General features: G+C 65.4%; 24 protein-coding genes. 11 read left to right on the forward strand and 13 right to left on the reverse strand.

Features of this window, described 5'->3' with window-relative positions; translation table 11 throughout:
• The first annotated feature begins 40 nt into the window (after positions 1–40).
• Positions 41–394 carry a hypothetical protein gene (locus ACEN8I_RS19725; protein ID WP_413330310.1) on the forward strand — a complete coding sequence of 118 codons (354 nt, stop codon included), beginning with the start codon at positions 41–43 and terminating at the stop codon, positions 392–394.
• A gap of 112 nt (positions 395–506) precedes the next feature.
• Complete coding sequence (locus ACEN8I_RS19730; RefSeq protein WP_413330312.1) at positions 507–1,247, forward strand: ABC transporter substrate-binding protein; 741 nt, start codon at positions 507–509, stop codon at positions 1,245–1,247.
• Here ACEN8I_RS19730 and ACEN8I_RS19735 read toward each other — a convergent pair.
• The 5 genes from ACEN8I_RS19735 to ACEN8I_RS19755 form a co-directional block, all read right to left on the reverse strand.
• Complete coding sequence (locus tag ACEN8I_RS19735) at positions 1,244–3,673, reverse strand: TIM-barrel domain-containing protein (RefSeq protein ID WP_413330364.1); 2,430 nt, start codon at positions 3,671–3,673, stop codon at positions 1,244–1,246. The two genes, ACEN8I_RS19730 and ACEN8I_RS19735, sit on opposite strands and share 4 nt — an antisense overlap.
• A gap of 32 nt (positions 3,674–3,705) precedes the next feature.
• Positions 3,706–4,707, reverse strand: a complete 1,002-nt coding sequence (locus ACEN8I_RS19740) for an ABC transporter ATP-binding protein (protein ID WP_413330314.1) — start codon at positions 4,705–4,707, stop codon at positions 3,706–3,708.
• Between the two features lie 15 nt (positions 4,708–4,722).
• Positions 4,723–5,778 carry a carbohydrate ABC transporter permease gene (locus ACEN8I_RS19745; protein WP_413330316.1) on the reverse strand — a complete coding sequence of 352 codons (1,056 nt, stop codon included), beginning with the start codon at positions 5,776–5,778 and terminating at the stop codon, positions 4,723–4,725.
• Between the two features lie 21 nt (positions 5,779–5,799).
• Complete coding sequence (locus ACEN8I_RS19750) at positions 5,800–6,789, reverse strand: carbohydrate ABC transporter permease (RefSeq protein WP_413330318.1); 990 nt, start codon at positions 6,787–6,789, stop codon at positions 5,800–5,802.
• 142 nt (positions 6,790–6,931) lie between these two features.
• Positions 6,932–8,221, reverse strand: a complete 1,290-nt coding sequence (locus tag ACEN8I_RS19755) for an ABC transporter substrate-binding protein (protein ID WP_413330319.1) — start codon at positions 8,219–8,221, stop codon at positions 6,932–6,934.
• A gap of 398 nt (positions 8,222–8,619) precedes the next feature.
• Here ACEN8I_RS19755 and ACEN8I_RS19760 point away from each other — a divergent pair, with 398 nt between their 5' ends.
• Complete coding sequence (locus ACEN8I_RS19760) at positions 8,620–9,648, forward strand: LacI family DNA-binding transcriptional regulator (protein ID WP_413330320.1); 1,029 nt, start codon at positions 8,620–8,622, stop codon at positions 9,646–9,648.
• A gap of 180 nt (positions 9,649–9,828) precedes the next feature.
• On the opposite strand, the gene ACEN8I_RS19765 is transcribed toward ACEN8I_RS19760, so the two are convergent.
• The 6 genes from ACEN8I_RS19765 to ACEN8I_RS19790 form a co-directional block, all read right to left on the reverse strand.
• Positions 9,829–9,990 (reverse strand): hypothetical protein, encoded by a 162-nt coding sequence (locus ACEN8I_RS19765; RefSeq protein WP_007863796.1) that lies wholly within the window; start codon positions 9,988–9,990, stop codon positions 9,829–9,831.
• 74 nt (positions 9,991–10,064) lie between these two features.
• Positions 10,065–10,886: an amidohydrolase family protein gene (locus ACEN8I_RS19770; protein WP_413330321.1), complete on the reverse strand. Its 822-nt coding sequence runs from the start codon at positions 10,884–10,886 to the stop codon at positions 10,065–10,067.
• A gap of 22 nt (positions 10,887–10,908) precedes the next feature.
• A complete protein-coding gene (locus tag ACEN8I_RS19775) occupies positions 10,909–11,937 on the reverse strand; it encodes a tripartite tricarboxylate transporter substrate binding protein (protein ID WP_413330322.1) in 1,029 nt (342 codons plus the stop codon).
• A gap of 46 nt (positions 11,938–11,983) precedes the next feature.
• Positions 11,984–12,721: a GntR family transcriptional regulator gene (locus ACEN8I_RS19780; RefSeq protein ID WP_413330324.1), complete on the reverse strand. Its 738-nt coding sequence runs from the start codon at positions 12,719–12,721 to the stop codon at positions 11,984–11,986.
• 142 nt (positions 12,722–12,863) lie between these two features.
• Entirely contained in the window at positions 12,864–13,826 is a 963-nt protein-coding gene (locus tag ACEN8I_RS19785) for a Bug family tripartite tricarboxylate transporter substrate binding protein (protein WP_413330326.1), read from the reverse strand.
• A 192-nt stretch (positions 13,827–14,018) separates the two neighbouring features.
• Positions 14,019–14,570, reverse strand: a complete 552-nt coding sequence (locus ACEN8I_RS19790; protein WP_413330328.1) for a TetR/AcrR family transcriptional regulator — start codon at positions 14,568–14,570, stop codon at positions 14,019–14,021.
• A gap of 141 nt (positions 14,571–14,711) precedes the next feature.
• On the opposite strand from ACEN8I_RS19790, the gene ACEN8I_RS19795 reads away from it, so the two are divergent.
• Positions 14,712–15,221 (forward strand): DinB family protein, encoded by a 510-nt coding sequence (locus ACEN8I_RS19795; RefSeq protein WP_413330330.1) that lies wholly within the window; start codon positions 14,712–14,714, stop codon positions 15,219–15,221.
• Positions 15,222–15,253: 32 nt separating this feature from the next.
• Here ACEN8I_RS19795 and ACEN8I_RS19800 read toward each other — a convergent pair whose 3' ends face one another.
• Complete coding sequence (locus tag ACEN8I_RS19800; RefSeq protein ID WP_413330332.1) at positions 15,254–16,087, reverse strand: aldo/keto reductase; 834 nt, start codon at positions 16,085–16,087, stop codon at positions 15,254–15,256.
• Positions 16,088–16,242: 155 nt separating this feature from the next.
• Between ACEN8I_RS19800 and ACEN8I_RS19805 the strand changes: the two genes are divergently transcribed.
• Complete coding sequence (locus tag ACEN8I_RS19805; RefSeq protein ID WP_413330334.1) at positions 16,243–16,554, forward strand: cupin domain-containing protein; 312 nt, start codon at positions 16,243–16,245, stop codon at positions 16,552–16,554.
• Between the two features lie 2 nt (positions 16,555–16,556).
• Here the strand turns inward: ACEN8I_RS19805 and ACEN8I_RS19810 are convergent, their stop codons facing one another.
• Positions 16,557–17,639 (reverse strand): DUF6352 family protein, encoded by a 1,083-nt coding sequence (locus ACEN8I_RS19810; protein ID WP_413330365.1) that lies wholly within the window; start codon positions 17,637–17,639, stop codon positions 16,557–16,559.
• A 226-nt stretch (positions 17,640–17,865) separates the two neighbouring features.
• Between ACEN8I_RS19810 and ACEN8I_RS19815 the strand changes: the two genes are divergently transcribed.
• The 6 genes from ACEN8I_RS19815 (at position 17,866) to ACEN8I_RS19840 (ending at position 25,215) form a co-directional block, all read left to right on the forward strand.
• Entirely contained in the window at positions 17,866–20,283 is a 2,418-nt protein-coding gene (locus ACEN8I_RS19815) for a DUF6600 domain-containing protein (protein ID WP_413330336.1), read from the forward strand.
• A gap of 174 nt (positions 20,284–20,457) precedes the next feature.
• Entirely contained in the window at positions 20,458–21,231 is a 774-nt protein-coding gene (locus ACEN8I_RS19820) for an ABC transporter ATP-binding protein (protein WP_413330338.1), read from the forward strand.
• A complete protein-coding gene (locus tag ACEN8I_RS19825; RefSeq protein WP_413330340.1) occupies positions 21,232–21,936 on the forward strand; it encodes an ABC transporter ATP-binding protein in 705 nt (234 codons plus the stop codon).
• A 70-nt stretch (positions 21,937–22,006) separates the two neighbouring features.
• A complete protein-coding gene (locus ACEN8I_RS19830) occupies positions 22,007–23,200 on the forward strand; it encodes an ABC transporter substrate-binding protein (RefSeq protein WP_413330342.1) in 1,194 nt (397 codons plus the stop codon).
• A gap of 147 nt (positions 23,201–23,347) precedes the next feature.
• A complete protein-coding gene (locus ACEN8I_RS19835) occupies positions 23,348–24,232 on the forward strand; it encodes a branched-chain amino acid ABC transporter permease (protein WP_413330344.1) in 885 nt (294 codons plus the stop codon).
• A 2-nt stretch (positions 24,233–24,234) separates the two neighbouring features.
• Positions 24,235–25,215, forward strand: coding sequence for a branched-chain amino acid ABC transporter permease (locus ACEN8I_RS19840; protein ID WP_413330346.1), 981 nt, complete (start codon positions 24,235–24,237; stop codon positions 25,213–25,215).
• Positions 25,216–25,269 lie beyond the last annotated feature (54 nt).

Genomic DNA, 25,269 nt, shown 5'->3' on the forward strand with positions numbered 1-25,269 from the left:
ACCACATTTGCCGAATCAGTCTTTGTTCCGTAGAGCCGCCATGCACAAAACCATGATTTCCATGATCGCCGCGTCCATCGCCGCTGCGGCGATCCTTGCTTTCTGGATCAAGCGCGAACACAGGCCGGCAGAAGCCATCGCCGCGACCCATGCCTATATCGAAGGCGTGGACGCCGACCCCGGCTGGAAAGCCCGGCTGCGCAGCTGCGTCAAACCGAGCTCGTTCACGCCCTTCCAGACAAACGGCAACCGCCTTCGCCGCCTGGCCGGCAACGTAGATCCGGATCCAGCGGAGGTCAGCGTGGATTTTTTTGACTGCTCGGTTCGCTTCTACCTGCGCAAGCAGAAGTCCGGATCCTGGCAGGTCTACAGGGTTCAGAGCCATGCGGGCTAGGGCCTGTGCCCTTTAATCCAGTCGACCTGCTGGCGTGCGGGCACTCCTCCAGCACACGGCACAATCCGAAGAAAATCACAAAACTCCTCGCCACCTGAAAAAGGAAACCTCGATGGCCACCAACGCCTCGCTTGCCAAGCTGTTCGCGCCGACCGGAACGCTGCGCGCCTCGATCAATCTGGGCAACCCGATTCTTGCCAATGCCGACCCGGTCACGGGCACGCCTTTCGGTGTGTCCATAGATCTCGCCCATGCCTTTGCGCAGCGGCTGGGCGTGCCGCTGGAGCTGGTGGTGCTGGACACCGCGGCCAAATCGGTACAGGCAGTGAACGAGGAGCGCGCCGATTTCGGCTTCTTCGCGATCGACCCGGTGCGCGGCAAGGAGATCGCGTTCACCGCGCCCTATGTGCTGATCGAAGGCTGCTACCTGGTGCGCGAAGACTCTCCGTTAAGCGCAAACGAAGAGGTGGATCGAACCGGCCGCCGTGTCGCGGTGGGCCTGGGCAGCGCTTACGACCTGTTCCTGACCCGGGAGCTCAAACATGCCGAGATCGTCAGGGCGCCAAGCTCGCCGACCACGGTGGCCACTTTTGTGGAACAAAACCTTGATGTCGCGGCCGGCGTCAAGCAGCAGCTGGAAGCCGATGCCCGGCAGAGGGGCGGCTTGCGCCTGTTGCCGGGCCATTTCATGGTGATACGGCAGGCCATGGGCGTGCCCAAGACGCGCGGCGAAGCGGCCGCTGACGAGCTGCGCGCTTTTGTCGAAAAGATGAAGGCCAGTGGTTTTGTGGCCGAGGCCCTGGCGCGCCATGGCATAGAAGGCGCCGCGGTGGCGCCGCCGGGCCAAGGCTAAAGCTTTAGCGTCAGCCGCCGCCAGGCGCCTTCCTGCTGCTCCTGCGCGAGCACCGCACCGGCAAAGCTGAGCTTGCGTTGCTCGGCGGCGGGCAGCAGCAAGACCAGGGTGTCTTGCACAGGCGGCTTAGCGCCCTCGCGGGATACAGCGATGTGCAGGCCTTGTTCGCTGGACTCAACCCGCAAGCGCCATTGCCCATCAGCCCCGCTGCGCCAGGCCTGGCTATGTCCGTCGTCTTCAAAACAGCTGGCCTCAAAACTGCCCTCCCCGCTGTGCGGAAAGACCTGGAAGCCGCGTACGTCCTGGACGTTTGCGAAGTGGATCTCGCCAACGTTGAGCGGAATCGCGCAGCCTTCGCGCGCGAGCAAAGGAGGCGGACCATCCAGGGGCGCATCCAATGTCACCGATTGCCCGGCGTCGAAGCGCCGCGCCGTGTGCACCTCGTACCAGCCTCCGGTGCCGGGCAGCCACACGGGGCGCTGTGTCTGGCCGGGCTCGACCACTGACGCGACCAACAAGTTGGCGCCCAGCAGCATGTCATCGTTTTCCTCCAGGCAACGCGCGTCTTCGGGGAAGTCGTGGTACGTCGGCCGGATGATGGGCTCGTAGGCGCTGTGGTAACGCCACACCAGGTCGTAGAGGTAGGGCATGAGCCGGTAGCGCAGGCGTATCAGCGCGCGCACCTGGGGCGTGGCCTCGGGGTACATCCAGGGTTCGTTGACGGTCTTGTCGTCGTTCCACGAATGAATGCTGAAGCGCGGCAAAAAGATGCCATGCTGCACCCAGCGCAGCAACAGCTCGGGGCCGGGCGCGGGGCCTGAGAAACCGCCGATATCGTGCCCGGTGTTGGACACGCCCGACATCGCCAGGCCCAGGCCCATGCGGATGTTGTAGCGCAGGGTTTCCCAGGACGTGTAGTTGTCGCCCGACCAGGTCTGCACATAACGCTGCATGCCGGCGGCGCCGGAGCGCGACACCAGGTAAGGCCGCTCGGCGGGTGCGAACTCGGACTGCGCGGCGTGCGAGGCCTGCATCATCAGCAGGGTCTGCAGCGGGCGCACCTCGCGCGCGGGCCGCGGCGCGCCGAAGCCGTGGGCCAGCGCCTTGTCGCTCCAGATCTCGTATTCATTGTTGTCGTTCCAGGTGGCGGGAATGCCGTACTCAAGCAACTGCTCGGTGACCTGCTTTTTCCACCAGGCAATGGTCTTGGGGTTGGTGAAGTCGAGGTAGGCACCGGTGCCGTCCCAGAACTGGATGGCGGTGGGTTGGCCGTCCGGGTCCTGCACCAGCAGGCCGGCCTGCCGGGCTTCCTCGAAGCGCGGGTGGTTGCTGAGCAGTGCGGGCTTGATGTTGGGCACCAGGCGCACGCCGCGATCCAGGTAGCTTTGCACAAAGGCCGCCGGGTCGGGGAATTTGTCGCGGTTCCAGTTAAAGACGTAGCGGCCCGGGCCTATCGAGGTGTAGCCCGACGACAGGTGAAAGGAGTCACAGGGAATGTCGTGTTCTTCGCAGCGTTCGAGGAACTCGCCCATGCGCTCCTGCGCATTTGGCGCGTCGGTGTAGCTCATGGTCGAGCCCGAATAACCCAGCGCGTAGCGCGGCGGGAAGATGGGCCGGCCGGTGAGCCAGGTGTAGCGGCGCGTGATGGCGGCCGGGCCGTCGCCGGCGATGTAATACAGGTCGAGGTCGCCGTGGTCGGCCACGAAGTAGCGGTAGTGGCCGTGGTAGTTGTCCATCTCGCGGCCCATGTCGAAGCTGCAGTCGGACAGGGTGTCGTAAAACAGGCCGTAGCAAAGGCCCGCATCCTTTTCGCCGCCATCACCTGGTTTTCGCGTGATGTAGAACGGGATGTGCTTGTACAGCGGGTCGGTGCTGCGCGCGCTGTAGCCCATGGGGTCGAGGTTGCACATGCGGTAGCGCTGGCCGGCGCGGTTGGCGTCGCCGGCGCGCTCGCCCAGGCCGAAGTAGGCCTCGCCGCGTTCGCGTTGCAAATAGTGGTAGACCTTGTCGTCCCACCAGCCGAAGTTGTAGCTCTGCGTCGGGCGGTCGGCGGCGCTGGCCTGCCAGCGGCCCTGGTGCCGGCTTTCCCAGTTGCAGAAGAAACCCTTGAGCGTAATGCTCAGGCGCACGGCGGCGGTGCTGATGCGCAGCTGCGCGCCGTCCTGCACAAGCTCACACTCAAAAGCGGGCAGCGAAAAGCCGCTCACGTCAAAGCGGTCACGGCCTTCAACCGGCAGGTTCTCCAGGCCGGGCGCCACCGTCCAGCTGCGCGGCATTTGCGGCTGGCCTTGCGGCAGCAGCATCACGCGCACGATGTCTTCTTCAAGCACCCAGATGTGGGCCACGGCGGCGCCGTCGCTGGCCAGTACAAGGTGGTTGCCGCTGCGGGACTGCAGGGCGAATACGGGGGGATGGTCCAGGCGCATGGCGGGCGTGTCGTGTGGGATGGGCATGGCGCTCACAGGCGCAGGCCGTTCTGGTCGAAATAATGCAGTTGCTCCGCGGGCGCACTCACCCGCACGGTGTCGCCGCGCTTGATGCTTGTCTGGCCATTGAGGATCAGCTCGAAAGGCACGCCGTCCACCACCTTGCCGTGCAGGATGCTGGTGCTGCCGAGTTGCTCGACCTGGGACACCGCCAGCTGGAGCGGACCGTCATCCGCCAGCCGCGCATGCTCGGGCCGTATGCCCACGGTCTGGGCGCCGCCCTTGGCGCCCGGGATCTGCGCCGCCGGCACGAAGTTCATGCGCGGGCTGCCGATAAAGCCGGCCACGAACTGGTTGCAGGGCCGGTTGTACAACTCCAGCGGCGAGCCGACTTGCTCGATGCGGCCGGCGCGCAGCACCACGATCTTGTCGGCCATGGTCATGGCCTCGACCTGGTCGTGGGTCACGTAAATCATGGTCGCACCCAGACGGGCGTGCAGGTCGCGGATCTCGGCGCGCATGGAGACGCGCAGCTCGGCGTCAAGGTTGGACAGCGGCTCGTCAAACAGGAACAGCTTGGGTTCGCGCACGATGGAGCGGCCTATGGCCACACGCTGGCGCTGCCCGCCCGAAAGCTGTGTGGGCTTGCGCTGCAGCAGCGGCGTGAGCTGCAGCATGGCGGCGGCGGCGCTGACCTTGCTTTCGATGATGGGCTTGGCCACGCCCAGGTTCTCCAGGCCGAAGGCCATGTTGTCATAGACGCTCATGTGCGGGTACAGCGCATAGGACTGGAACACCATGGAGCAGCCGCGGTGCGCCGCGCTGACCTCGTTGACGCGCTGGCCGTCTATGCGGATGTCGCCGCTGCTGGCAGGCTCCAGCCCCGAGATGATGCGCAGCAGCGTGGATTTGCCGCAGCCCGAGGGGCCGACGAAGACCACAAATTCACCGTCGGAGACGGTCAGGTCCACGCCATGGATGATGGTGGCTTTGTCGAAGGTTTTGACGACGTTGGCGAGTTCAAGAGTGGCCACGGGAGAGTCCTCGGTTTATTTGACGCCGGCGCTGGCGATGCCGGTCGCGATGTATTTCTGCAGGAAGGCAAAGACCAGGGTGATCGGGATCAGGGTGATCACGGTCATCGCCAGCAGGTAGTGCCACTGCGTGTTGAGTTCACCCTGGAAGGCGTTGAGCGCGAGCTGCAGGGTGAAGTGCTCGGATTTGGACAGCACGATCAGCGGCCAGAGGAAATCATTCCAGCGCCACATGAAGGAGAAGATGGCCAGCACCGCCATGGCCGGCGCGGCCAGCGGCAGGATGATCTTCCAATAGATGCGCCACTCGCTGGCGTTGTCCATGCGCGCGGCTTCCAGCAGCTCGTCGGGAATGGTCAGCATGTACTGGCGCAGCAGGAACACGCCGGTGGGCGTGGCCACTGCGGGCAGGATCACGCCCCAGAGGTTGTTGAGCAGGTTCAGTTCCGAGATCACCAGAAAGGCCGGCACCAGGATGATGGTGGGCGGAATCATCAGCGTGGCGATGATCAGCACAAACACCGTCTTCTGCCCGGTGAACTGGTATTTGGAGAGCGCAAAGGCCGCCATCGAATTGAACAGCAGCGTGAGCAGGGTCGCCACCACGGTGATGAACACGCTGTTCCACAGATAAGTGCCGAAGGCGAACTTGCCGAAGATTTCGGTGTAGTTGCTGCCGGCGAATTTGAGTTCGTTGACCGGCTTGCGCTCATTGATGTTGACGCGCAGCTCGGTCTGCGGCGCCGCGGGGTCGACCATGGTGGCGACAAGGCCTATGCGCCGCACCTGGGCCAGCTCGCGGGTCTTGCCCTGCTCGTCCCTGGCCAGGAACAGCGGCAGCGGCTTGTCGTAACCGGCCACCACCACTTCTTTCTGGGTGTAGGGCAAAAAGGTGGGCGGGAACTGGCTCAGCGCGCTTTCGGTCTTGAAGGACGATGCCACGAGCCAGAGCACCGGGCCGAACATCACGATCAGGCCGGCCAGCAGGTAGGCGTAGGAAACCCAGTCGGTCCAATGCAGGTGGGTGCCACCGTATTTATGGCCCTTGGTACGGGTAAAGAAATTTGCCATGACCCTTGTCCTGTTCTCTGCTTATTTCTTTGTCTTGCCGGCTTCGCTGGCTTTGGACAGCCGCAGCTGCGCGAGCGTCAGGGCCATCAGGCCGGCGGCCAGGATCAGCGAGGCCGCTGCCGCCAGGCCGTAGAGGTGGATCTGCTCGGCAAAACCGGTCTGGTAGATGTACTGCACGATGAAGGTGGTGGCCGAGCCCGGGCCGCCGCCGGTGAGCACAAAGACCTCGTCAAAGCTTTGCACCGCGCGGATCATCACCAGCACCAGCACCACGATCAGGTTGGGCATGAGCAGCGGCAGCGTGATGCGCCTGAGCACGCGCCAGGGCGGCGCGGCGTCCATCTCGGCGGCTTCATACACATCTTTCGGAATGGCCTGCAGGCCGGCCAGCAGGATCAGCGTGTAAAAACCCATGTGGGCCCAGATCGACACCACCACCACCCAAAAGAAGGCCCAGTGCCTGTCCAGCAGCCAGTCCATGGGCGAGCCACCCATGGACACCAGCGCGGCATTGAACACGCCCTGGCTTTGCAGCAGCCATTTCCAGATCAGCGCCACCACCACCGGCGACAGCAGCACCGGGTAAAAGAACACGCCGCGCCAGAAACCGCGGCCTATGATTTTTCGGTTCAGCACCAGGGCCGTGACCAGCGAGAAGAACACCATCAAGGCCACCTGGATCAGGCTGAACTTGACCGTGTTGGCAATGGAGCGCCAGAAGATGTCGGTGCGGCAGGTCTGCAGGTCCGCGTAGTCGCGGCACTCCAGCAGGATGGCGAAGTTCTCCAGCCCCGTGAAAGGCCGCTGCGTGGGCAGCAGGTTCACCCCGCCGGTCACCGCATACACCAGGTTCACCACAATGGGCAAAAAGGTGAAGATGCTGATGATCACCAGGTTGGGCCCGACAAAAAGCCAGCCTATGCGCGATGCGCCCAGCCATTTCTGGCCCAGCCGGAAAGCCGGCTCGAACAGGTTGAACAAAAAGCCCAGAAAGGCCGAAAAGACTGACATACCGACTCCGATCTACTGTCCCAAGGGCACTCGCTACGCCCCGGCCTTATGCCAGTGACAGCGCGGAACCGGCTTTGCCGGGCCGCAGCTGTCGCCCCCTGCAAGGGGGAGGCGCGCACGCAGTGCGCGCCACGGGGGTGTGCTACTTCTCAGCTTGCTTGACCGCCTCAGCCATGTCGGTGCCGATCTTGGTCACGGCCTCGTCCACGCTGATTTCACCCACGATGGCCTGGGTGACGCGGGTCACGGTCGGCAGCATCAGGGCGCGGTTGTATTTGTAGCCTTGCAGCGCGTAGGCCGGAGCCGCGATGGTGCCGGTGCCGTTGGTAAAGACGGTCAGCGCCGCCTTGGCGGCCGGGCCCGCACTGGTGTACGCCAGGCCCCGCTTGGCCACCCCGGCGTGGGCGGGAATGGTGTTGGTGCGCGATGCGAATTCAGCGACATTGGCCTCCTGCGCCATGAAGTCGAGGAAGCGGCCCACCTCTTTCGGGGACTTCGTGGTCTTCAGCGCCACCCAGGCCGCGCCGCCGGGCATGCCTGAGCAGGCCGCGGGGCCGCAAGGGTTGGGCACGGCGACCCAGTCGAAGGCATTGCCGATTTCCTTTTGCATGCGGTTGATCTGCCATGAACCCGACAGGATCATCACCACACGGCCGTTCTTGAATTCGCCCACGGCATCGGCATAGCTGGAGCCGCCCGAACCGCCCCAGACATCCTTGAGCATGGTGCCGTCCTTGTGCCAGCCGACGAACTTGCCCACGGCAGTCTTGTAGCCCGCGTCAACCGTGAGGTTGCCCTTGGCGTCGAAGATCTTCGCGCCGTAGCTCACGGCGGGGCCCGCGAAGCGGTGGCCCGAGCGGTCCCAGGCCATGGCGGCCGGGGTCTGCGTGGCCTTGGCCACCTTGCGCGCCGCATCGATCCACTCTTCCCAGGTGGCCTTGGGGCCGGGCATGGGCACCTTGGCCTGCTCGAACAAGGTCTTGTTGACGAAGGGGCCGGTCATGGTCATTTGCGACAGGAAGCCGTAAATGCCCTTGTCACCCGCCTTGTTGCGCATCCAGGGCAAGGTGCTGCCGAAGTTGTCTTCCCAGTACTTGCGGTCTTTCACATAGGCGCTGATGTCTATGTAGTTCTTGGACAGGCCGCCGATCTCGGCGACACGCGCGATGTCGGGTCCCTGGCCGGCCGCCAGTTGCACGGGCAACTGCTCCACCACGGTCTTGTAGGGCACGATGTCAAGGATCACCTTGGCGCCGGCGTTCTGGGCTTCATAACGCTTGATGAGGTCGGCCGTGACATCGCACTCATTGCCGTCCTGGTAGCACATGACACGGATGTCGGCGAAAGCGCTGGTGCCCAGCGTGGCGACGGCGGCGCCCAGGAGGCCGGCGCGCATGGCGTGCCTGGCGAGGGAACGAAGCTGGAAGTTCATGTTTGTCTCTTTCTGGAAAAAAGGAAGATGGGGCCGATCGGTCGTCGGCTTCATGAATGCGCGTCGGCCGCGGGTGAGGTGAAAACCATGTCGTCTTGTTCCGTTGTTTTGCGATTGTTGGCGGTTTTGGGCTATTATGGCAAACGTTTGCCAACGCTTGGCAATCGTTTGCCATAGTTGTCAGTCGCGGCTTTCTCGGTTATACGTTGCCTTGGCACGCACCGATCGCGCCGCCGGTCGGCCACCCGCCGCCGCCCCCTTGTTTTCCCAAAATACGACCCACTGATGCTTCGCTTTCCACTCGCCGGACTCCCGCCTCGCCAGCCGCATGACCGGCCTTCGCGCCAACCCGGCATTCGCTGCGGCGTCCTGACCCGGCAGGCCTGCCGCCCGCAGCGATGACCGACGACACCCCGCGCAGGCGCAAGGGCGTCGGCCCGGTTTCGCTGAGCGAAGTCGCCGTGCAGGCCGGCGTCTCCATCTCCACCGTCTCGCGCATCGTGAACGGCGAGACCCGGCGGGCTTCGCCGGAAACGCTGGCGCGCGTGCGCGAGGCGATCAAGACCGTGGGCTACCACCCGAACCAGCTGGGGCGCGCGCTACGCAGCCGTGAGAGCCGCCTGGTCGCGATGCTGGCCGCCAACCTCGACAACCCGGTGATGGCCACGCTGGCCGCCTCCACCGAGGCCGCGCTGCGCCAGGCAGGCTACACGATGATCCTGTGCGACACGCACGACCGGCCGGAGCTGCAGGACGACTATCTCAACGCCATGCGTTCGCAGGTCGTGCAGGGCTACGTGATGGTCGCGGCGCAGCCCAGTGACGGCCTGCGCGACTTCGTGGAGCGCGGTGCGCCCATGGTCTTCGTGAGCCGGCGCAGCCCGTTCGGCACCTGCGCCTTCGTGGGACCGGACAACCTGGCGGCCGGCGCCGCCGCCGCAGACTACCTGCTCGACCGCGGCATCGACGCGCCGGCCGTGGTATTTCCGTCGCGCGGATCGTCCACGACCCGGGAACGCGTGCAGGGCTTTTGCGAACGGGTCGTCGCCAGAGGCTTGTCGGCCGACCGGGTCCGCCGGGTGGAGGCCCCCGGCATCTCGCACCTGGAAATCGGCTACGCCGCCGCGGCCCAGTTCGCGGCGCCCGGTGCCTGGCCGCGTGGCGCGATGTGCATCAGCGACCAGGTCGCCTATGGGGTGCACCGCATGGCCCGCGAGAGCGGAATCCGGGTGCCCGGCGACTGCGAGCTGGTCGGCATCGACGGCAACCCGATCAATGCCTGGCTCGCCCCGTGGCTCACCTCGGTCGAAATTCCGCACCAGGATTTCGGACCGGTCATCGTGGACCTGATGCTGAGCCTGTGGGGCGGCGCAGCGCCACGCGAACGCCTCATGCCGCACCGCATGGCGGCTGCGCTCGCGACCTGAAACTGGCCAGGCCTGCGCCGGATGCGCGTCACGGCGAACATTCTGCGGCCATACAAACTGCAGGTATTGCAGCTTGTGCCCGATATTGACCACCAGCGCCAGCCATTTTGGACATGAAAAAAGCGCCTGAAAAGGCGCTTTTTTCATGGATGCGACCTGGGCCACATCAGCAGAACCGGCTCAACCCTGGTGGGGACGCTTGCCAGGGTTCTTTTTGCTGCGGGTGTGGGAACCGCGCTCCAGGCTGATCTTCTGGCCGCGGCCGGTGGTGATGGTGTAGCCCTTGGGAGGGACTGGCTTTGGGGCGCAGATGTCGGCTTCGACTCTGATTTTCTTGGGCATGGAGAACTCCGGTTAAAAATGGCGTAGCCCGTGATTTTAAGCCACTCCGGGCTCCGGGCCGCTGCAGGGGGCGATCAGCCGTAGAGGGCGGCCGGCGCCTGCTCCCGGGCGCACTGCTTCTGGACCGGCGTCAGCGCGCGCGAGACGGGCTCCCAGGTGCTGGCATAGGCCGGTAGCGCATCGGGCGCGAAGGCGGTATGCGGCCAGTCGGAGCCCCAGACCAGGCGCCGGCCGAACAGGGCCGCCATCCTGCGGATCACGTCATAAAGCGCCTCATACGGCGCCTGCGCGCGCAGGCGGTACCAGCCCGAAAGCTTGACCCAGGCGTCCTGGGCCGTGAGCTGCTCCAGCGCGCGCCAGGCCGGGTGGCCGGGCGCTATCCCCGCGTGCATGCCCGCGAGGTGGTCCAGCACAGCGGGCACAGGGTTGGCGGCATGCAGGGCGGCGATCACCGGCAGATCATCGGGCGAGGCATACCACTGCACATGCCAGCCCAGGGCGCGCAGGCGCGGCGCCAGGGCCTGGAAGCGCTCCATCGCGCCGCCCTGCGCCGCGCCCAGGCTGTCGCCGACGGGCGACACCAGGTTAAAGCGCACACCGCGCACGCCCAGCGCGTGCATGTCGGCCAGCGCCGCGTCGTCCACCGAGGGCGGCAGCACCACCACGCCGCGGTGCCGCCCCCGGCTGGCGCGCAGCGCATCGAGCAACACGCTGTTGTCCGTACCGTAGACGCTGGGCTGCACCAGCACCAGGTGACCGAAGCCGTAGGCATGGGCCAGTTGCTCAATGTCGGCCAGCGGACGGTGCACAGGGCGGTAATGGCCCGCAGCCACGGGCGCCTCGGCATCGAACACATGCACGTGGCTGTCCCAGCCGGGCGCCACAGGGGCTGTCACTGCATTTCGCACGGCCAAGGCCCTAGCCCGCGGTGATCTTGCGGTCTTTGATGATGCGGCCCCACTTGAGCTGCTGGGCCTTGAGGAAAGCCACGGTCAGCGCTTCCGGTCCGTCGGGGAAGACTTCACCGCTCAGGCTGCGGATGCGGCCCAGCACCTCGGGGTCGGCCATGGTCTTGCGGATGGCCGCGACCAGCGCGGCCTTGGACTTGGCGTCTATGCCGGCGGGCGCCAGCACCGGGTTCCATTCGAGCACCTCGTAGGCCGGCACGCCAGCTTCTTCCATGGTCGGCATGTCGGGCAGCGAGCGCGTGCGGCGCCGGCTGGTGACCGCCAGCGGGCGCAGCCGGCCCGACTGGATTTGCCCCAGCGAGGAGGCCACGTTGGCGAAGAACAGCGGCACCTGGCCGGCCATCACGTCGTTCATGGCCGGGCCGCCGCCGCGGTAGGGCACGTGCACCAGCTTGACGCCGGCCAGGTCCTCGAACAGCGCGCCGGCCAGGTGCTGGGCCGAGCCGTTGCCCGAGGAGGCATAGGCGATCTGCCCGGGCCTGGCCTTGGCCATGCGTATCAGGTCCTTGACGCTTTTGGCTTCAAAGCCGGGCGTGCAGACCAGCACGTTGGGAAACTGCGCCAGCACGGCCAGCGGCGCAAACGCCGTGTCGACGTCATAGGGCAGCTTGGGATACAGCGCGGGATTGACCGCGAAGGACGAGGCATCGACCAGCAGCTGCGTGCCGTCGGGCGTGGCGCGCGCCACCTGGGTCGCGGCGATCTGGCCGCCGGCGCCGGGTTTGTTGTCCACCAGCACGGGCTGGCCCAGGAACTCCGACAGGCGCGGCGCGATCAGGCGCGCCATCAGGTCGGCGCCGCCGCCCGCGGCATAGGACACGACCAGCGTGATCGGCTTGCCGCCGGCGATCTGGCCGGCCGCGTTGGCGGCAAAAGCCCAGGGTGCGGCGACGGCCGCGCCGGTGGCCTGCAACATGAGGCGGCGCGAGCGGTTCAGCGGCTGGGTCGCGGATGAAAGGTGACGGGGCTTGGCTGGCATGGTTTCTCCGGTTTCAGGGATGGTTCAAGGACGTGCAAGCAGGTGTTCAAGTGATGGTGACGGTGTAGTGAAAGGCATGGGCGTCGCCGCGCGTATGGCGCACTTCCACGCAGCGGCCGGCCAGGTCGTAGGCGCTGCGCGTGACCAGCGCGCAGGGGTGGCCGGCCGACAGGGCCAGGTGCCCGGCCTGGGCCGCGGTCAGCACACCGAAGGCGATTTCATCGATCGCGCGGGCCACACGCACGCCGCAGCGCTCGGCAAACATCGGGTAGAGCAAATCACCCCAGGCGGCGGTATCGCCCTCGCCAAGCCCGGCGAACAGGGCCAGCGGCAGCCAGATTTCTTCATAAACACAGGGCTGGCCCGACAGCGAGCGCACACGTTGCAGACGCAGCGCGGTGTCGCCGGGCGCCAGACCCAGGCGGCGCGCCACCTCGGCGGGCGCGATCAGCAGCTGGCGCGACACGATGCGCGAGACCGGCACCTCGCCCGTGCCCTCGCCGAAGCGAAAGAATCGCATCATGGTGTCGCCCGTCAAGCCGGCGCGCACAAAGGTGCCGCGGCCGTGGATGCGTTCAATCAGCCCCTGGCCGGCCAGCAGTTCCAGCGCGCGGCGCAGCGTGCCCAGCGCCACGCCGTGCTGAGCGGCCAAGGTCTGCTCGGCCGGCAGCGCGCTGCCCGGCGGCCATTCGCCCGCCACCACGCGCGCGCGCAAGGCGGCGGCCAGCGCGGCATAGCGGCTTTGGCCCGGCTCGGGCACCACGGTCAGGGCAGGTGCGCTCATGATTGATCTAGTCCTATAGATGACTAGATCATGTCACGTACCAAAGCTTCAGTTTCCTAGGGTTTACACGTAGCGCTGCGGCCAAAAAAAACGGCGCCCGTCTGGGCGCCGCCTTGTGCAGGAAGCAAGCCTGACAACGCGCTTATTCGATGGTCGCGCCGGAAGCCTGCACGATGCTCTTCCACTTCACGTAATCGGTCTTGAGCAGGCTGGAGAACTGCTCGGGCGTCATGTTCTGCACCTCGGCGCCCTGGGCGTGGATGGCGGCCTTCATGTCGGCCGTGGCCAGCAGCTTGTTGACTTCGGCATTGACGGTGGCCACGACGTCCTTGGGCGTGCCGGCCGGCATGAAGAGGCCGTACCAGGTGCTCACGTCAAAGTCCTTGTAGCCCAGTTCGGCCACGGTGGGCACCTCGGGCAGCGAGGTGCTGCGGCGCGCCGAGGTGACGGCCAGCGGGCGCAGCTTGCCCGACTTGATCTGGGCGATGGCCGAGGGCAGCGAGGACACCATCAGGTCCACATTCCCGGCCAGCACGTCCATCATGGCCGGGTTGGAGCCCTTGTAGGGCACGTGGCGCAGCTTGATGTTGGCGGCGCTGTTGAATATTTCGCCGGCCAGGTGGATGGTGGTGCCGTTGCCGGGCGAGCCGTAGGTGACGCTGTCGGGCGCGGCCTTGGCCGCGGCCACCACGTCGGCCAGGGTCTTGAAGCGCGACTGCACGCCCGTGACGATGACCACCGGCGTGTAGGCCACGTGGGCCACGGCCACCAGGTCTTTGGTCGGGTCGTAGCTCAGGTTTTTGTAAAGCCAGGGCGCGACGACCAGGTTGTCCTTCTGGCCCATGACCATGTCGTAGCCCGTGGGCGCGGCGCGCACGGCTTCGGCAATGCCTATGGTGCCGCCCGCGCCGCCGCGGTTGTCGGGGATTACCGTCCACTTGCTGGCCTCCGTGAGTTTGGTGGCCACCAGGCGCGACAGGATGTCGGTGCCGCCGCCGGGTGGGAAAGGCACGATCAGGCGGATGGGCTTGGTGGGATAGCTCTGGGCCTGCGCGGCGCAGAGCACCAACGCGAGGGCGACGAAGGACAGAATTTTGCGAAGCATGGGGGAAGTCTCCAGATGGGGCTTGCAAGCATAAGGCCCATGATGGGTACCCCGCGTGCGGCCGGTTTTTGACCCTCGATTTTATTCGCCGACCTGTCTATACAAGGCCTGAATGGGCCGTGATCCGCGGGGGCCGGCCTCGCGGCCGGCGATGGGCCCGCGGCAACTCGCCGTTTCCAGTGCAACAGCGGCCTATGTCGCATGACCTTGCGGGATCAGGTACGAGCGGATCATCGTCGCGAGTTCACGCTTGAGGTCCGGCGACGCCAAAGTTCCTCTCCGGGCAGCACCATGAATCACGCCTTCGACCGCGGAAGAAAGCACCTGGACCATGGCGTCGACGGCCAGTCCTTTCCGACGGCCGGACTTCGCAACAATCGCTCGGTAACGCTCCAGGTACTCGGATTCGAACGCGCGATGCGCGGAGCTCCCGGCGCCGCCCGGCACCTCGTCCAGCAGCACCCGGTGAAGGGCGGGATGAAGACTATGGACCGCAACCATGCCATCCACAAGACCATCAATCAGCTGGTCCAGCGACGCGCCCTGCCCGGCCTTTCGCAGCACCCCCAGCACGTCGTCCAGGTGATGGCGCCGGATGGCATCCACCAACACCAGCTTGTCGGGGAAATATTGGTAAATGGACCCGATGCTGACGCCGGCGACTTCGGCAACCTCGTTCGTCGTGAAGCCGGCCCAGCCCCGGTCGGCCAGAACGCGAGCCCCGGCTCGAACGATGACCTCCACCGTGGCCCGGGAACGCGCTTGGCGTGGCTCTTTGCGCATTGATGACCGTGCCGCTGAAATGCGAGTAGACACGTGACCCCACTCCCATGAATATATGTACATGGTACTCACATTTCTCGAACGACAAAGGACACCTTCAACATGAGCGCTGTCGCATTGCTGCGGACCCTTTTTAGCTACCGCGCCTGGGCCAATGCCGAGTTCCTGGACAAGATGAAAGGCTTCGATGCCAAGCTGCATGCCGAAGACCGGCAGGCCGCCCTGCGGCTGCTCAACCACAACTACATCGTTGACCAGATATTCGCGGCGCATCTCGTCGGCGCCGCGCACAACTTTGCCGCAGACAACACGCCGGACACACCCACACTGGAAGACCTGCGCCAGGCGCTGACGGCTTCCGACCGCTGGTACCTGAACTACCTGGAAACCGCCACGCCTGAACTGTTGTCCGAATTCGTGCCCTTTGTGTTCACTGACGGGGACCGAGGGTGCATGTCACGCGAGGAAATTCTGACCCACCTCGTCATCCATAGTGGCTACCATCGCGGCGAGATCGGACGCATCATGTCGCGGCTCGCAATCAGCATCCCATGGGACACCTTCGCGGTGTACCTGCACCAAGCCGACCCGTCACGCCGATTGAAAGCGTAAGACGAGCCGATCGAACGGCGCAGCGCACCGGACTAGATCATCTCCAGGGGAACCGGGCCCACAGGTGGCTGAAAAAGCGCGTCCAACTCGGCCAGTTGTTCGTCGCTGAGCTGAATCTGCGCAGCCGCGACGTTCTCGCGCAAGCGGTCCGGGTGGCTGGTCTTGGGAATCGCGATCACGCCTTGTTGCGCCAGCAGCCAGGCCAGCGCGGCCTGGGAGGGCAACATGCCGTGGTTTTTTGCGAAGCGGGCCAGGCCCGCATGGCGCAAGAGGCGCGCCTGCTCAATCGGAGAATAAGCCATCACCGGCACGCGCCGCTCGCGAAGCCAGGGCAACAAGTCCCACTCGATGCCGCGCCGCGTGAGGTTGTACAGCAGCTGATTGGCCTGCACGTCCTTCCCGCCGGGCAGGGCCCACAGCTCTTTCATATCCGCCATATCTAGGTTGCTGATGCCGTAGTGCCTGATCTTGCCGGCCTTTTGCAGCGCCATGAAAGCCTGCAGGGTTTCGGCCAGCGGTACCGAACCGCGCCAGTGCAGCAAATAAAGATCTATGCGGTCGGTGCGCAAGCGGCGCAGGCTGCGCTCGCAGGCCGCCACCATGCCGGCCTTCGACGCATTGTGCGGATAGACCTTGCTCACCACAAAGGCCTCGTCGCGCCGGCCTTGCAGCGCTTCGCCGACCAGTTCCTCTGACAGCCCTTCGCCATACATTTCAGCGGTATCGACCAGCGTGCAGCCCAGATCCAGCCCCAGCCGCAAGGTCGCGAGTTCATCAGCGCGCCGCGATGGCGCATCGCCCATGTTCCAGGTGCCCATGCCGAGGGCGGGGACGGCTTCGCCGCCGGGCAGCAATACGGTCTTCATGCAATTCATCTTAGCGCCGCAGAACCGCATGCGGGGCATTTCAGTGATGCGGATACGGAATCAATTCACGCCGAAGAATTCATGTTTGCGAGAGCCCCGCGACGTAGCATGGCGTGGCTTTCATTGCGCCAAGCGCTCACCTGATGGAGACCCACATGAAGATCATTCGAAGCAAGGATTTCACCGCGACACGCGCCTGGGGCGCGATGACGGTGGCCAATATGCAGGGCATCACCACCCGGCTGCACTGGACCGACAAGCCCTACAAGTGGCACATCAACGAGGGCGAGGAAGTGTTTGCCGTGCTCGACGGCCGCGTCGAGATGCGCTACCGCGACAACTGCGGCCAATGCTCGGTCATGCTGGAAACCGGCGACATCTTTTTCGCGAGCGCGGGCACCGAGCACATCGCCTCGCCGGTGGGCGAGGCCCGCGTGCTGGTAGTTGAAGTGGAGGGCAGTGACTGAACTTACGAAGCCGCCGCAGGCAGCGGCAGGTTGACCAGCAGGTTTTGCGGCTTGAGCCTGAGCACGCCGCCGGCGTCCATCATCAGTCCCAGGTACACCGGCTTTCCCGCCACGTCGGCGCGCATCTCGCGCGGATCGGCAAACTCCAGCCGGAACAGGCTGACCAGCCGCTGCAAACGCGCCGGCTCCACCTCGCGGCCTTCATACAAGTCATTGAGCAGGGCCGTGGCCCCGGCGTCCAGGCCCACATGCCAGCGCCAGGCTTCGTCGTCCACTTTTTGCACCGGGCGTATGGTGACGGCCACGCCCAGCAAATGCGCAATCCATTTTTGCAGCACCACGGCCAGCGCCTTGAGGCCGGATCGCGCGCGCACCACGGTCAGTACCAGGCCGTGGCCGAGTTCATTGTTGATTTCATGCGTGAGGTCCAGCAGAAAACGATGGCCGCCCGCCCCTTCGGTCTCTTGCCAATAGGCGGCCGCATTGTCGTCAGCGAGCACCCGCAGTTCGATGGCGGGCACAGGCGCGCCGGCCTCGGCCAGGAAGCGGCCGAAGTCACCCACGCCGCCGGTTTCATGGAGCATGTCCAGCACCGCCAGGTCGCCGCTGAGCACACGGCCGCCTTCGGTGCTGATGCGCTGTGCGCGAAACAGCATTTCGGCCGCGCGCAACTCATAGGCATCGGCGGAATCATCGAGCAGGTTGCGCAGCATGGCCTGCACGATGAGGTCGATGAAGAGCGGCGGTATGTCCACACGGCCCGTGCCGTCGCGCGGGAACAGGCCCAGGTAGTACGCCTCCAGCGTGCCGGCGGCCAGCAGGCCGTCGCGAAAGCGCAGGAAATGCGCATAGTTGTCTCGCGCATCGGCATCTTGCAAGGCCTGCAATTCGCCGGGCGCCACGGACTTTGAGGGCGATGCCACCAGCGCGGCGTGCAGGACGCGCTCGGCGTCGCAGGACTCGGGCACCAGGGCCAGCTCGGGCCGCGCCAGGAACAGCCGCAGGTAATCGTCGGTGGGCTGCAGCCAGCCGCGCGGGGTGCGGCGCAGTTGCTTAAAGCCGCTGGAAGGCCAGAAATCTTGCATGGGCGACATAGTCTCACATCATTTATGCCGGGGTCGTGTGCCGGGCATTACATCCTGTTTCATCGCCACCGTGAATCGCGCAATCTTTACGAGCTGTTAGCACTCCATCCATCTTCAGGCGCGTTGTCATGGGTATGGTGGTCTTAGAGCCTGAGCCACTAGCTTCATCCGGCCTCATCAACGGTCACATCGATGAGGCCCCAACGACAGGAAGAGAGCGTGCACCATGACCCGCACCGACACCGAACCATTTCGCGACGACCCCGGCCAAGAATTCCGGGGCTTTCGTTTCTCAGACCTCTATTGGTACCTTGTGCTGACGGCGGTCGCCTTTGTGCTGGCGCTGCTGCAGCCCATCGCCTGGGCCCAGCAACCCGCACCACAGGCTGACGCGATAGACCCGCCCGGCCGCGTGGCCCGGCTCAACCTGGCTGAAGGCCCCGTGAGCTTCGCACCCGGCGACGCCAATGATGCATGGACTGCCGCCAACCTGAACCGGCCGCTGACCGCCGGCGACAGGCTCTGGACGGGCCCGCAGGCGCGCGCCGAAGTCTATGCCGGCTCCACCGCCGTGCGCATGAACCACCAGACCAGCCTGGACCTGCTCGCGCTGGACGACAACACCACCCAGCTGCGCCTCGCCCAGGGCACGCTCAAGCTGCGCGTGCGCCAGCTGTTTGACGGCCAACGCCTCGAAGTCGACACACCCAACCTGGCTTTTGTGGTGTCGCAGCCCGGTGACTACCGCCTCGACGTGGACCCGGCCGGCAACACCACGCGCGTGATCGCGCAATCGGGCGGCGGCGTGATTTACGGCGACAACTCGGCCTCGGTCAACCTGGCCGCCGGCCAGCAGGCCAACTTCAGCGGCACGCAGCTGGTGCCGGCCGGGCCGGGCGCCTCGCGCCAGGACGACTTCGACCTGTGGGCCGCCAACCGCAACCGGCTGGAGGACCAGTCGGTATCCGCGCGTTATGTGCCGCGCGAAACCGTGGGCTACCAGCAACTCGACAGCTACGGCAACTGGAGCCAGGACCCGAGCTACGGCGCCATCTGGATACCGCGCGCCGTGCCCGTCAACTGGGCGCCTTACCGCATGGGCCACTGGGCCTGGGTCTCGCCCTGGGGCTGGACCTGGGTGGACGACGCGCCTTGGGGGTTCGCGCCCTTTCACTACGGCCGCTGGGCGCAGATAGGCCCGCGCTGGGCCTGGGTGCCGGGGCGGCTCGCGCCGCGTCCGGTGTACGCGCCCGCGCTGGTCGCCTTTGTGGGCGGCAGCAGCGGCGGCGTGAGCTGGAACATCTCGATAGGCGGCGCGGCGCGCCCCGGCGTGGGCTGGTTCCCGCTGGCGCCCGGCGAGGCCTTCCGCCCGGCCTACCGCGTGAGCCCGCGCTACGTCACCCAGGTGAACAACAACATCGTGGTCAACAAGACCGTCAACGTGACCAACAATGTGACCAATGTGTACCGCTACCAGCGCCAGCCCGCCGCCGTGACGGCCGTCAGCCGCGAGGACTTCGAGCGCGGCCGGCCGGTGCGCGTGCAGCAGGCGTTGAGCCGCGCCGACCTGGGCCGTGCCCAGCTTGTGGCCGACCGCGGCGCGCTGCCGCAACGCCCGAATCCGGCGGAGCTTCGCGAACGGCAACGCCCCGTGGCCACTACCGCCTTGCCGCCACCGGCGGTGGCCGCAAGGCCCGTGCCCGTCGTCAGCAGCCGTGACGACCGCCGTGATGGCCGTGACGGTCGCCGCGATGACAACAACCGGGATGAGCGGCGCGCCGGCCCCATCGCCGGCAGGGACCACGATGCCCGGCCCCAGCCCACCATGCCCACAATACCGGCAGTACCCGCACCCGACCGCGGCACTCCCGCCGCCGGCCAGCAGGCACAGCGCGAGCAGCAGCGCCAGCAAAGGGAGCGGCAGGAACAGCTGCAGGCCCCGCAGCTGGAACAGCAACGCCGCTCAGGTGAGGAGCCCATAGGCCAGCGTGCGCTGCGCGAGCAGGCCCAACGCGATGCGCGAGCCCGCAACGAAGCGCAGGAACGCGCCCAGGCAGCCAATGCCAGCGCGCAAGCCCGGGCCGAGGCCGATCGCCATGCCGCCGAACAGGCGCAGCGCAGCCAGCAGCAAGCCCAGCGCGAACAGCAGCGCCAGCAAAGGGAACAGCGGGAGCAAAGGGAAAAGCTGCAAGCCCCTCAGCTGGAACAGCAACGCCGCTCGGGTGAAGAAGCCATAGGCCAGCGCGCCCTGCGCGAACAGGCCCAGCGCGACCAGGAAAACGCGCGCCAGCAGCAGGCGGCGCAAAGGCAGCAACAGCAACAGCAACAGCAGCAGCAACATTTGCAACAACAGCAGCACCTGCAACAACAGCAGCAGCAACAACAGCTACGTGCCCAGCAGGAGCAGCAACGCCAGCACCAGGCCCAAGCCCAAGCCCAAGCCCAGGAGCAGCAACGCCAGCACCAGGCCCAAGCCCAAGCCCAAGCCCAGGAGCAGCAACAGCGCAGGCAGCAGCAACAGGCGCAGCGCGAAGCCGCCCAGGCCAGGGAGGCCGCAGCCGACAAAGCCATTCGCCAGGCCGACGCCGCCAACCCGCGCGGCCAGCGCGGTGAAGGAGGCCCCAACCGAAACCGCGAGCAATAAACCGCAAGCGCGGGATCACGCAAAACTACCTAAGGGTCTGACCGGGTACCGCCTGCGGGAGGGGATGGCTAGGATGACCAGCTGTGTTTCACGGGCCTATGTCCGCGGCTGCATACCTGCCGCGGCCGCCCTGGCGTACCGTGATGTCCAACCCCTTACCTGCCGGAGAGCGATTTGTCCGTGGAGTTCATTCTCGAAACACGAGGGCTGACCAAGGAATTCAAGGGATTCGTGGCCGTCAACAACGTGGACCTCAAGGTCCAGCGCGGGCATATCCACGCGCTGATCGGGCCCAACGGCGCCGGCAAGACCACCTTCTTCAACCTGCTCACCAAATTCCTGACGCCCACGCGCGGCAGCATCGTTTACAACGGCAGCGACATCACCTTCGAGCAGCCCGCGCAGACCGCGCGGCGCGGCATTGTGCGTTCCTTCCAGATCTCGGCCGTGTTTCCGCACATGACGGTGCTGGAGAACGTGCGCGCGGCGCTGCAGCGCAACCTGGGCACCTCCTTCCATTTCTGGAAGGCCGAGGACACTTTGTTTCACCTGCACGGTCGCGCCCGCGAACTGCTGGCCGAGGTCGACCTCAGCGCTTTCGCCGACGAGTTGACCGTGAACCTGCCCTACGGCCGCAAGCGCGCGCTGGAACTCGCCACCACGCTGGCGCTGGAGCCCGAGCTGATGCTGCTGGACGAACCCACCCAGGGCATGGGCCACGAAGACGTGGACCGCGTGACGCAGCTGATCAAAAAGGTCTCGGCCGGCCGCACCATCCTGATGGTGGAGCACAACATGAACGTGGTGTCGTCGATTGCCGACCGCATCACCGTGCTGCAGCGCGGCGCCATCATCGCCGACGGCCCCTATGCCGAAGTCGCCAAAAACCCGCTGGTGATCGAAGCCTATATGGGTACGGCGAACACCGAGCTGCAGGGAGCCCACTAGATGACCAAAGAGCTCCTCAAGATAGAAGACCTGCACGCCTGGTACGGCGAGTCGCACATCCTGCACGGCGTGAATCTCACGGTCAATGAAGGTGAAGTGGTGACCCTGCTGGGCCGCAACGGCGCCGGCCGCACCACCACCATGCGGGCCATCGTCGGCATGACGGGCGCGCGCAAGGGCTCTATCAAGATCAACGGCGAGGAAGCCATCAAGCTCGCGCCGCACAAGGTGGCCCGGCTGGGCGTGGGCTACTGCCCTGAAGAGCGCGGCATTTTCGCCAGCCTCACGGCCGAGGAAAACCTGATGCTGCCGCCCACCATAGGCCCGGGCGGCATGAGCCTGGACGAGATCTACACGATGTTCCCCAACCTCAAGGAACGCGCCGCCAGCCCCGGCACGCGCCTGTCGGGCGGCGAGCAGCAGATGCTGGCCGTCGCGCGCATTTTGCGCACCGGCGCGCGCCTCTTGCTGCTCGATGAGATTTCCGAGGGCCTGGCGCCCGTCATCGTGCAAAAACTCGCCGAGATGATCCTCACGCTCAAGGCAAAGGGCTACACCATCGTGCTGGTGGAGCAGAACTTCCGTTTCGCCGCGCCGCTGGCCGACCGCTTTTATGTCATGGAACACGGTCGCATCGTCAAGCAGTTCGCCCAGGCCGAGCTCGCCGGCAACATGGGCATGCTTCAGGAATACCTCGGCGTCTGAGCCGTCGCGCCGACCTTCCGTTTTATTCCTTCGAATTCCCCCGTTCACCCCATCCAAATCAGGAGACACCATGAAACTCAAAACACTTGTTGCCGCACTCGCCGTAGGCCTCACAGGCGCCGCCTTTGCGCAGAACACCGGCCCGATCAAGATCGGCATCATCACCGACATGTCCAGCCTCTACGCCGACATCGACGGCCCCGCCGGCGCGGAAATGCTGAGGTGGGCGGTGCAGGATTTCGGCGGCAAGGTGCTGGACCGCCCCATCGAGGTGCTGAGCGCCGACCACCAGAACAAGGCCGACGTCGCATCGTCCAAGGCGCGTGAGTGGATCGACAAGGACGGCCTGCAGATGCTGATTGGCGGCACCAACTCCGGCACGGCGCTGGCCATGTCCAAGGTCACCACCGAAAAGAAAAAGCCCTTCATCGCCATCGGCGCAGGCTCCGCCCGCCTGACCAATGAAGACTGCTCGCCCTACACCGTCCACTACGCCTACGACACGGTGTCGCTGGCCAAGGTCGCCGGATCAGCGCTGGTCAAGGCCGGCAACAAGAGCTGGTACTTCCTGACCGCCGACTATGCCTTCGGCTACTCGCTCGAAGGCGACGCCTCCAACGTGGTCAAGGCCAACGGCGGCACCGTCGCCGGTACCGTGCGCCACCCGCTGAACGCCTCCGACTTCTCGTCCTTCCTGCTGCAGGCCCAGTCTTCCAAGGCGCAGATCCTGGCCCTGGCCAATGCCGGCGGCGACTTCACCAACGCCATGAAGGCCGCCAAGGAGTTCGGCATCGGCAAGACCATGAAGGTCGCCGGCCTGCTGGTGTTCATCAACGACGTGCACTCCCTGGGCCTGGCCAATACCGAAGGCCTGCAACTGGCCGACAGCTGGTACTGGAACCAGGACGACGCCTCGCGCAAGTTCGCCAAGCGCTTCTTCGACAAATACAAACGCATGCCTTCGAGCCTGCAGGCCGCCGACTACTCGGCCACCATGAACTACCTCAAGGCCGTGCAAACCGCCGGCACGACCGACTCCGACAAGGTCATGAGCACGCTCAAGGGCATGAAGATCGACGACTTTTACAACAAGGGCCAGATCCGCGCCGACGGCCGCATGATCCACGACATGTATTTGTTCCAGGTCAAGGGCTCCAAGGAGTCCACCACACCATGGGACTACTACAAGACCGTGGCCAAGGTGCCGGGCGAGCAGGCCTTCACCACGGTGGCCGAATCCAAGTGCGCGGCCGTGAAGAAGTAATTGCGCAAGCCTTGAACTGACGGCAAGAAAGACGGAGAAGAACGAGGGGTTTGATCCAGCCGGTCATTCGCAGGAATGGCCGGCTGCATCTTTAAGCCTTTCTCATTTCCGCCACAACTAACGGTATTGGTGTCCTGACAGGTTCCCATGGAAATTTTCGGTATTCCCCTGCAAGCGTTTATGGGCCAGCTGATGCTGGGCCTGGTCAATGGCGCCTTCTACGCCATGCTGAGCCTGGGGCTCGCGGTGATTTTCGGGCTGCTGGGCATCGTCAACTTCGCGCACGGCGCGCTTTACATGCTGGGCGCCTTTGCCGCCTGGATCATGCTGGACCAGTTCGGGATGAATTACTGGTTTGCGCTGGTGCTGGCGCCGCTGACAGTCGGCATCCTCGGTGTCATCATCGAGCGGCTGTTCCTCAAACACCTGTACAAGCTGGACCCGCTTTACGGCCTGCTGCTGACCTTCGGCCTGGCCCTGGTGTTCGAAGGCGTGTTCCGTGAAATTTACGGCGTCTCGGGCCAGAACTACAACGTGCCCGACCTGCTGGCCGGCGCCATGGACCTGGGCTTTATGCGCCTGCCGATTTACCGCGCCTGGGTGGTGGCGGTCTCGCTGGTGGTCTGCCTGGGCACCTGGTTCCTGATCGAGCGCACCCGGCTGGGCGCCTACCTGCGCGCCGGCACCGAAAACGCGCCGCTGGTGCAGGCCTTCGGCGTTAACGTGCCCATGATGGTCATGCTGACTTACGGCGCGGGCGCCGGGCTGGCGGCTCTCGCCGGCGTGCTGGCCGCGCCCATCATCCAGGTCAACCCGCTCATGGGCTCCAACCTGATCATCGTGGTCTTCGCCGTCGTCGTCATCGGCGGCATGGGCTCCATACTGGGCTCGGTCGTCACCGGCCTGGGCCTGGGCATTGTCGAAGGCCTGACCCGCGTGTTTTACCCTGAAGCGTCCAACATCGTGGTGTTTGTCATCATGGTGATTGTTCTCATGTTCCGGCCCGCCGGCCTCTTCGGAAAGGAAGCCTGAGCATGAGCGCCCTCTCCACCAAAGCCGCCAACATGCTGCGCATCACCTACCTCGTGCTGCTGGCGCTTGCGCTGGCCGCGCCCTTCCTGGGCCTGTACCCGGTGTTTGTGATGAAGCTGCTGTGCTTCGCGCTGTTTGCCTGCGCCTTCAACCTGCTGCTGGGCTTTACCGGCCTGCTGTCTTTCGGCCATGCGGCCTTCTTCGGCTCGGCCGCTTATGTCACTGGCTGGTTCATCAAGTCGCAGAACTGGACTCCCGAGTTGGCCCTGCTGGCCGGCGCGGTGGCGGCCGGGCTGATAGGCCTGCTGGTCGGCCTGGTGGCCATACGCCGCCAGGGCATTTATTTCGCCATGATCACGCTGGCGATTGCCCAGATGGTCTACTTCGTCTGCCTGCAGGCGAGTTTTACCGGCGGCGAAGACGGCCTGCAGGGCGTGCCGCGCGGCAAGCTCTTCGGCCTGCTGCCGCTCGAATCCGACATCAATCTGTATTACGTGGTGGTGGCGATTTTTGTCGCCTGCTTCCTCTTCATCTCGCGCATCGTGCATTCGCCTTTCGGCCAGGTGCTCAAGATGATCCGCGAGAACGAGCCCCGCGCCATCTCGCTGGGCTACAACGTGGACCGCTACAAGCTGCTGGCCTTTGTGCTGTCGGCCGCGCTGGCGGGCCTGGCCGGTTCGATGAAAACCCTGGTCATGGGTTTTGCCACGCTGTCCGACGTGCACTGGTCCATGTCCGGCGAGGTCATCCTGATGACGCTGCTGGGCGGCGTCGGCACCTTCTTCGGTCCGGTCATGGGCTCGGGCATCGTGATCGCGCTGCAAAACCTGCTGGCCGACAAGGTCGGCTCCTGGGTCACCGTCATCATCGGCGGGATCTTTGTTCTGTGCGTGCTGGCCTTCCGCAAGGGCGTGATCGGCGAGCTGCAGGCCTTCCTGGAGCGCCGCCGCAACGCCGCCAAGGCGGCATCGCAGCGAAGCTGAGCGGCACCACCCCCAAAAAAGCGCGCAGGCCTGCGCGCTTTTTTATTGCGCGGC

Origin of the sequence: Polaromonas sp. CT11-55 (assembly GCF_047303325.1) — a bacterium.
GTDB lineage: Bacteria > Pseudomonadota > Gammaproteobacteria > Burkholderiales > Burkholderiaceae_C > Polaromonas.

Excerpts from the sequence above, each read along its gene's own strand:
- ACEN8I_RS19725 (WP_413330310.1), top strand. The coding sequence starts at position 41 with ATGCACAAAACCATGATTTCCATGATCGCCGCGTCCATCGCCGCTGCG.
- ACEN8I_RS19730 (WP_413330312.1), top strand. The coding sequence starts at position 507 with ATGGCCACCAACGCCTCGCTTGCCAAGCTGTTCGCGCCGACCGGAACG.
- ACEN8I_RS19735 (WP_413330364.1), bottom strand. The coding sequence starts at position 3,673 with ATGCGCCTGGACCATCCCCCCGTATTCGCCCTGCAGTCCCGCAGCGGC.
- ACEN8I_RS19745 (WP_413330316.1), bottom strand. The coding sequence starts at position 5,778 with ATGGCAAATTTCTTTACCCGTACCAAGGGCCATAAATACGGTGGCACC.
- ACEN8I_RS19750 (WP_413330318.1), bottom strand. The coding sequence starts at position 6,789 with ATGTCAGTCTTTTCGGCCTTTCTGGGCTTTTTGTTCAACCTGTTCGAG.
- ACEN8I_RS19755 (WP_413330319.1), bottom strand. The coding sequence starts at position 8,221 with ATGAACTTCCAGCTTCGTTCCCTCGCCAGGCACGCCATGCGCGCCGGC.
- ACEN8I_RS19760 (WP_413330320.1), top strand. The coding sequence starts at position 8,620 with ATGACCGACGACACCCCGCGCAGGCGCAAGGGCGTCGGCCCGGTTTCG.
- ACEN8I_RS19765 (WP_007863796.1), bottom strand. The coding sequence starts at position 9,990 with ATGCCCAAGAAAATCAGAGTCGAAGCCGACATCTGCGCCCCAAAGCCA.
- ACEN8I_RS19775 (WP_413330322.1), bottom strand. The coding sequence starts at position 11,937 with ATGCCAGCCAAGCCCCGTCACCTTTCATCCGCGACCCAGCCGCTGAAC.
- ACEN8I_RS19780 (WP_413330324.1), bottom strand. The coding sequence starts at position 12,721 with ATGAGCGCACCTGCCCTGACCGTGGTGCCCGAGCCGGGCCAAAGCCGC.
- ACEN8I_RS19785 (WP_413330326.1), bottom strand. The coding sequence starts at position 13,826 with ATGCTTCGCAAAATTCTGTCCTTCGTCGCCCTCGCGTTGGTGCTCTGC.
- ACEN8I_RS19795 (WP_413330330.1), top strand. The coding sequence starts at position 14,712 with ATGAGCGCTGTCGCATTGCTGCGGACCCTTTTTAGCTACCGCGCCTGG.
- ACEN8I_RS19800 (WP_413330332.1), bottom strand. The coding sequence starts at position 16,087 with ATGAAGACCGTATTGCTGCCCGGCGGCGAAGCCGTCCCCGCCCTCGGC.
- ACEN8I_RS19805 (WP_413330334.1), top strand. The coding sequence starts at position 16,243 with ATGAAGATCATTCGAAGCAAGGATTTCACCGCGACACGCGCCTGGGGC.
- ACEN8I_RS19810 (WP_413330365.1), bottom strand. The coding sequence starts at position 17,639 with ATGCAAGATTTCTGGCCTTCCAGCGGCTTTAAGCAACTGCGCCGCACC.
- ACEN8I_RS19815 (WP_413330336.1), top strand. The coding sequence starts at position 17,866 with ATGACCCGCACCGACACCGAACCATTTCGCGACGACCCCGGCCAAGAA.
- ACEN8I_RS19825 (WP_413330340.1), top strand. The coding sequence starts at position 21,232 with ATGACCAAAGAGCTCCTCAAGATAGAAGACCTGCACGCCTGGTACGGC.
- ACEN8I_RS19830 (WP_413330342.1), top strand. The coding sequence starts at position 22,007 with ATGAAACTCAAAACACTTGTTGCCGCACTCGCCGTAGGCCTCACAGGC.
- ACEN8I_RS19835 (WP_413330344.1), top strand. The coding sequence starts at position 23,348 with ATGGAAATTTTCGGTATTCCCCTGCAAGCGTTTATGGGCCAGCTGATG.
- ACEN8I_RS19840 (WP_413330346.1), top strand. The coding sequence starts at position 24,235 with ATGAGCGCCCTCTCCACCAAAGCCGCCAACATGCTGCGCATCACCTAC.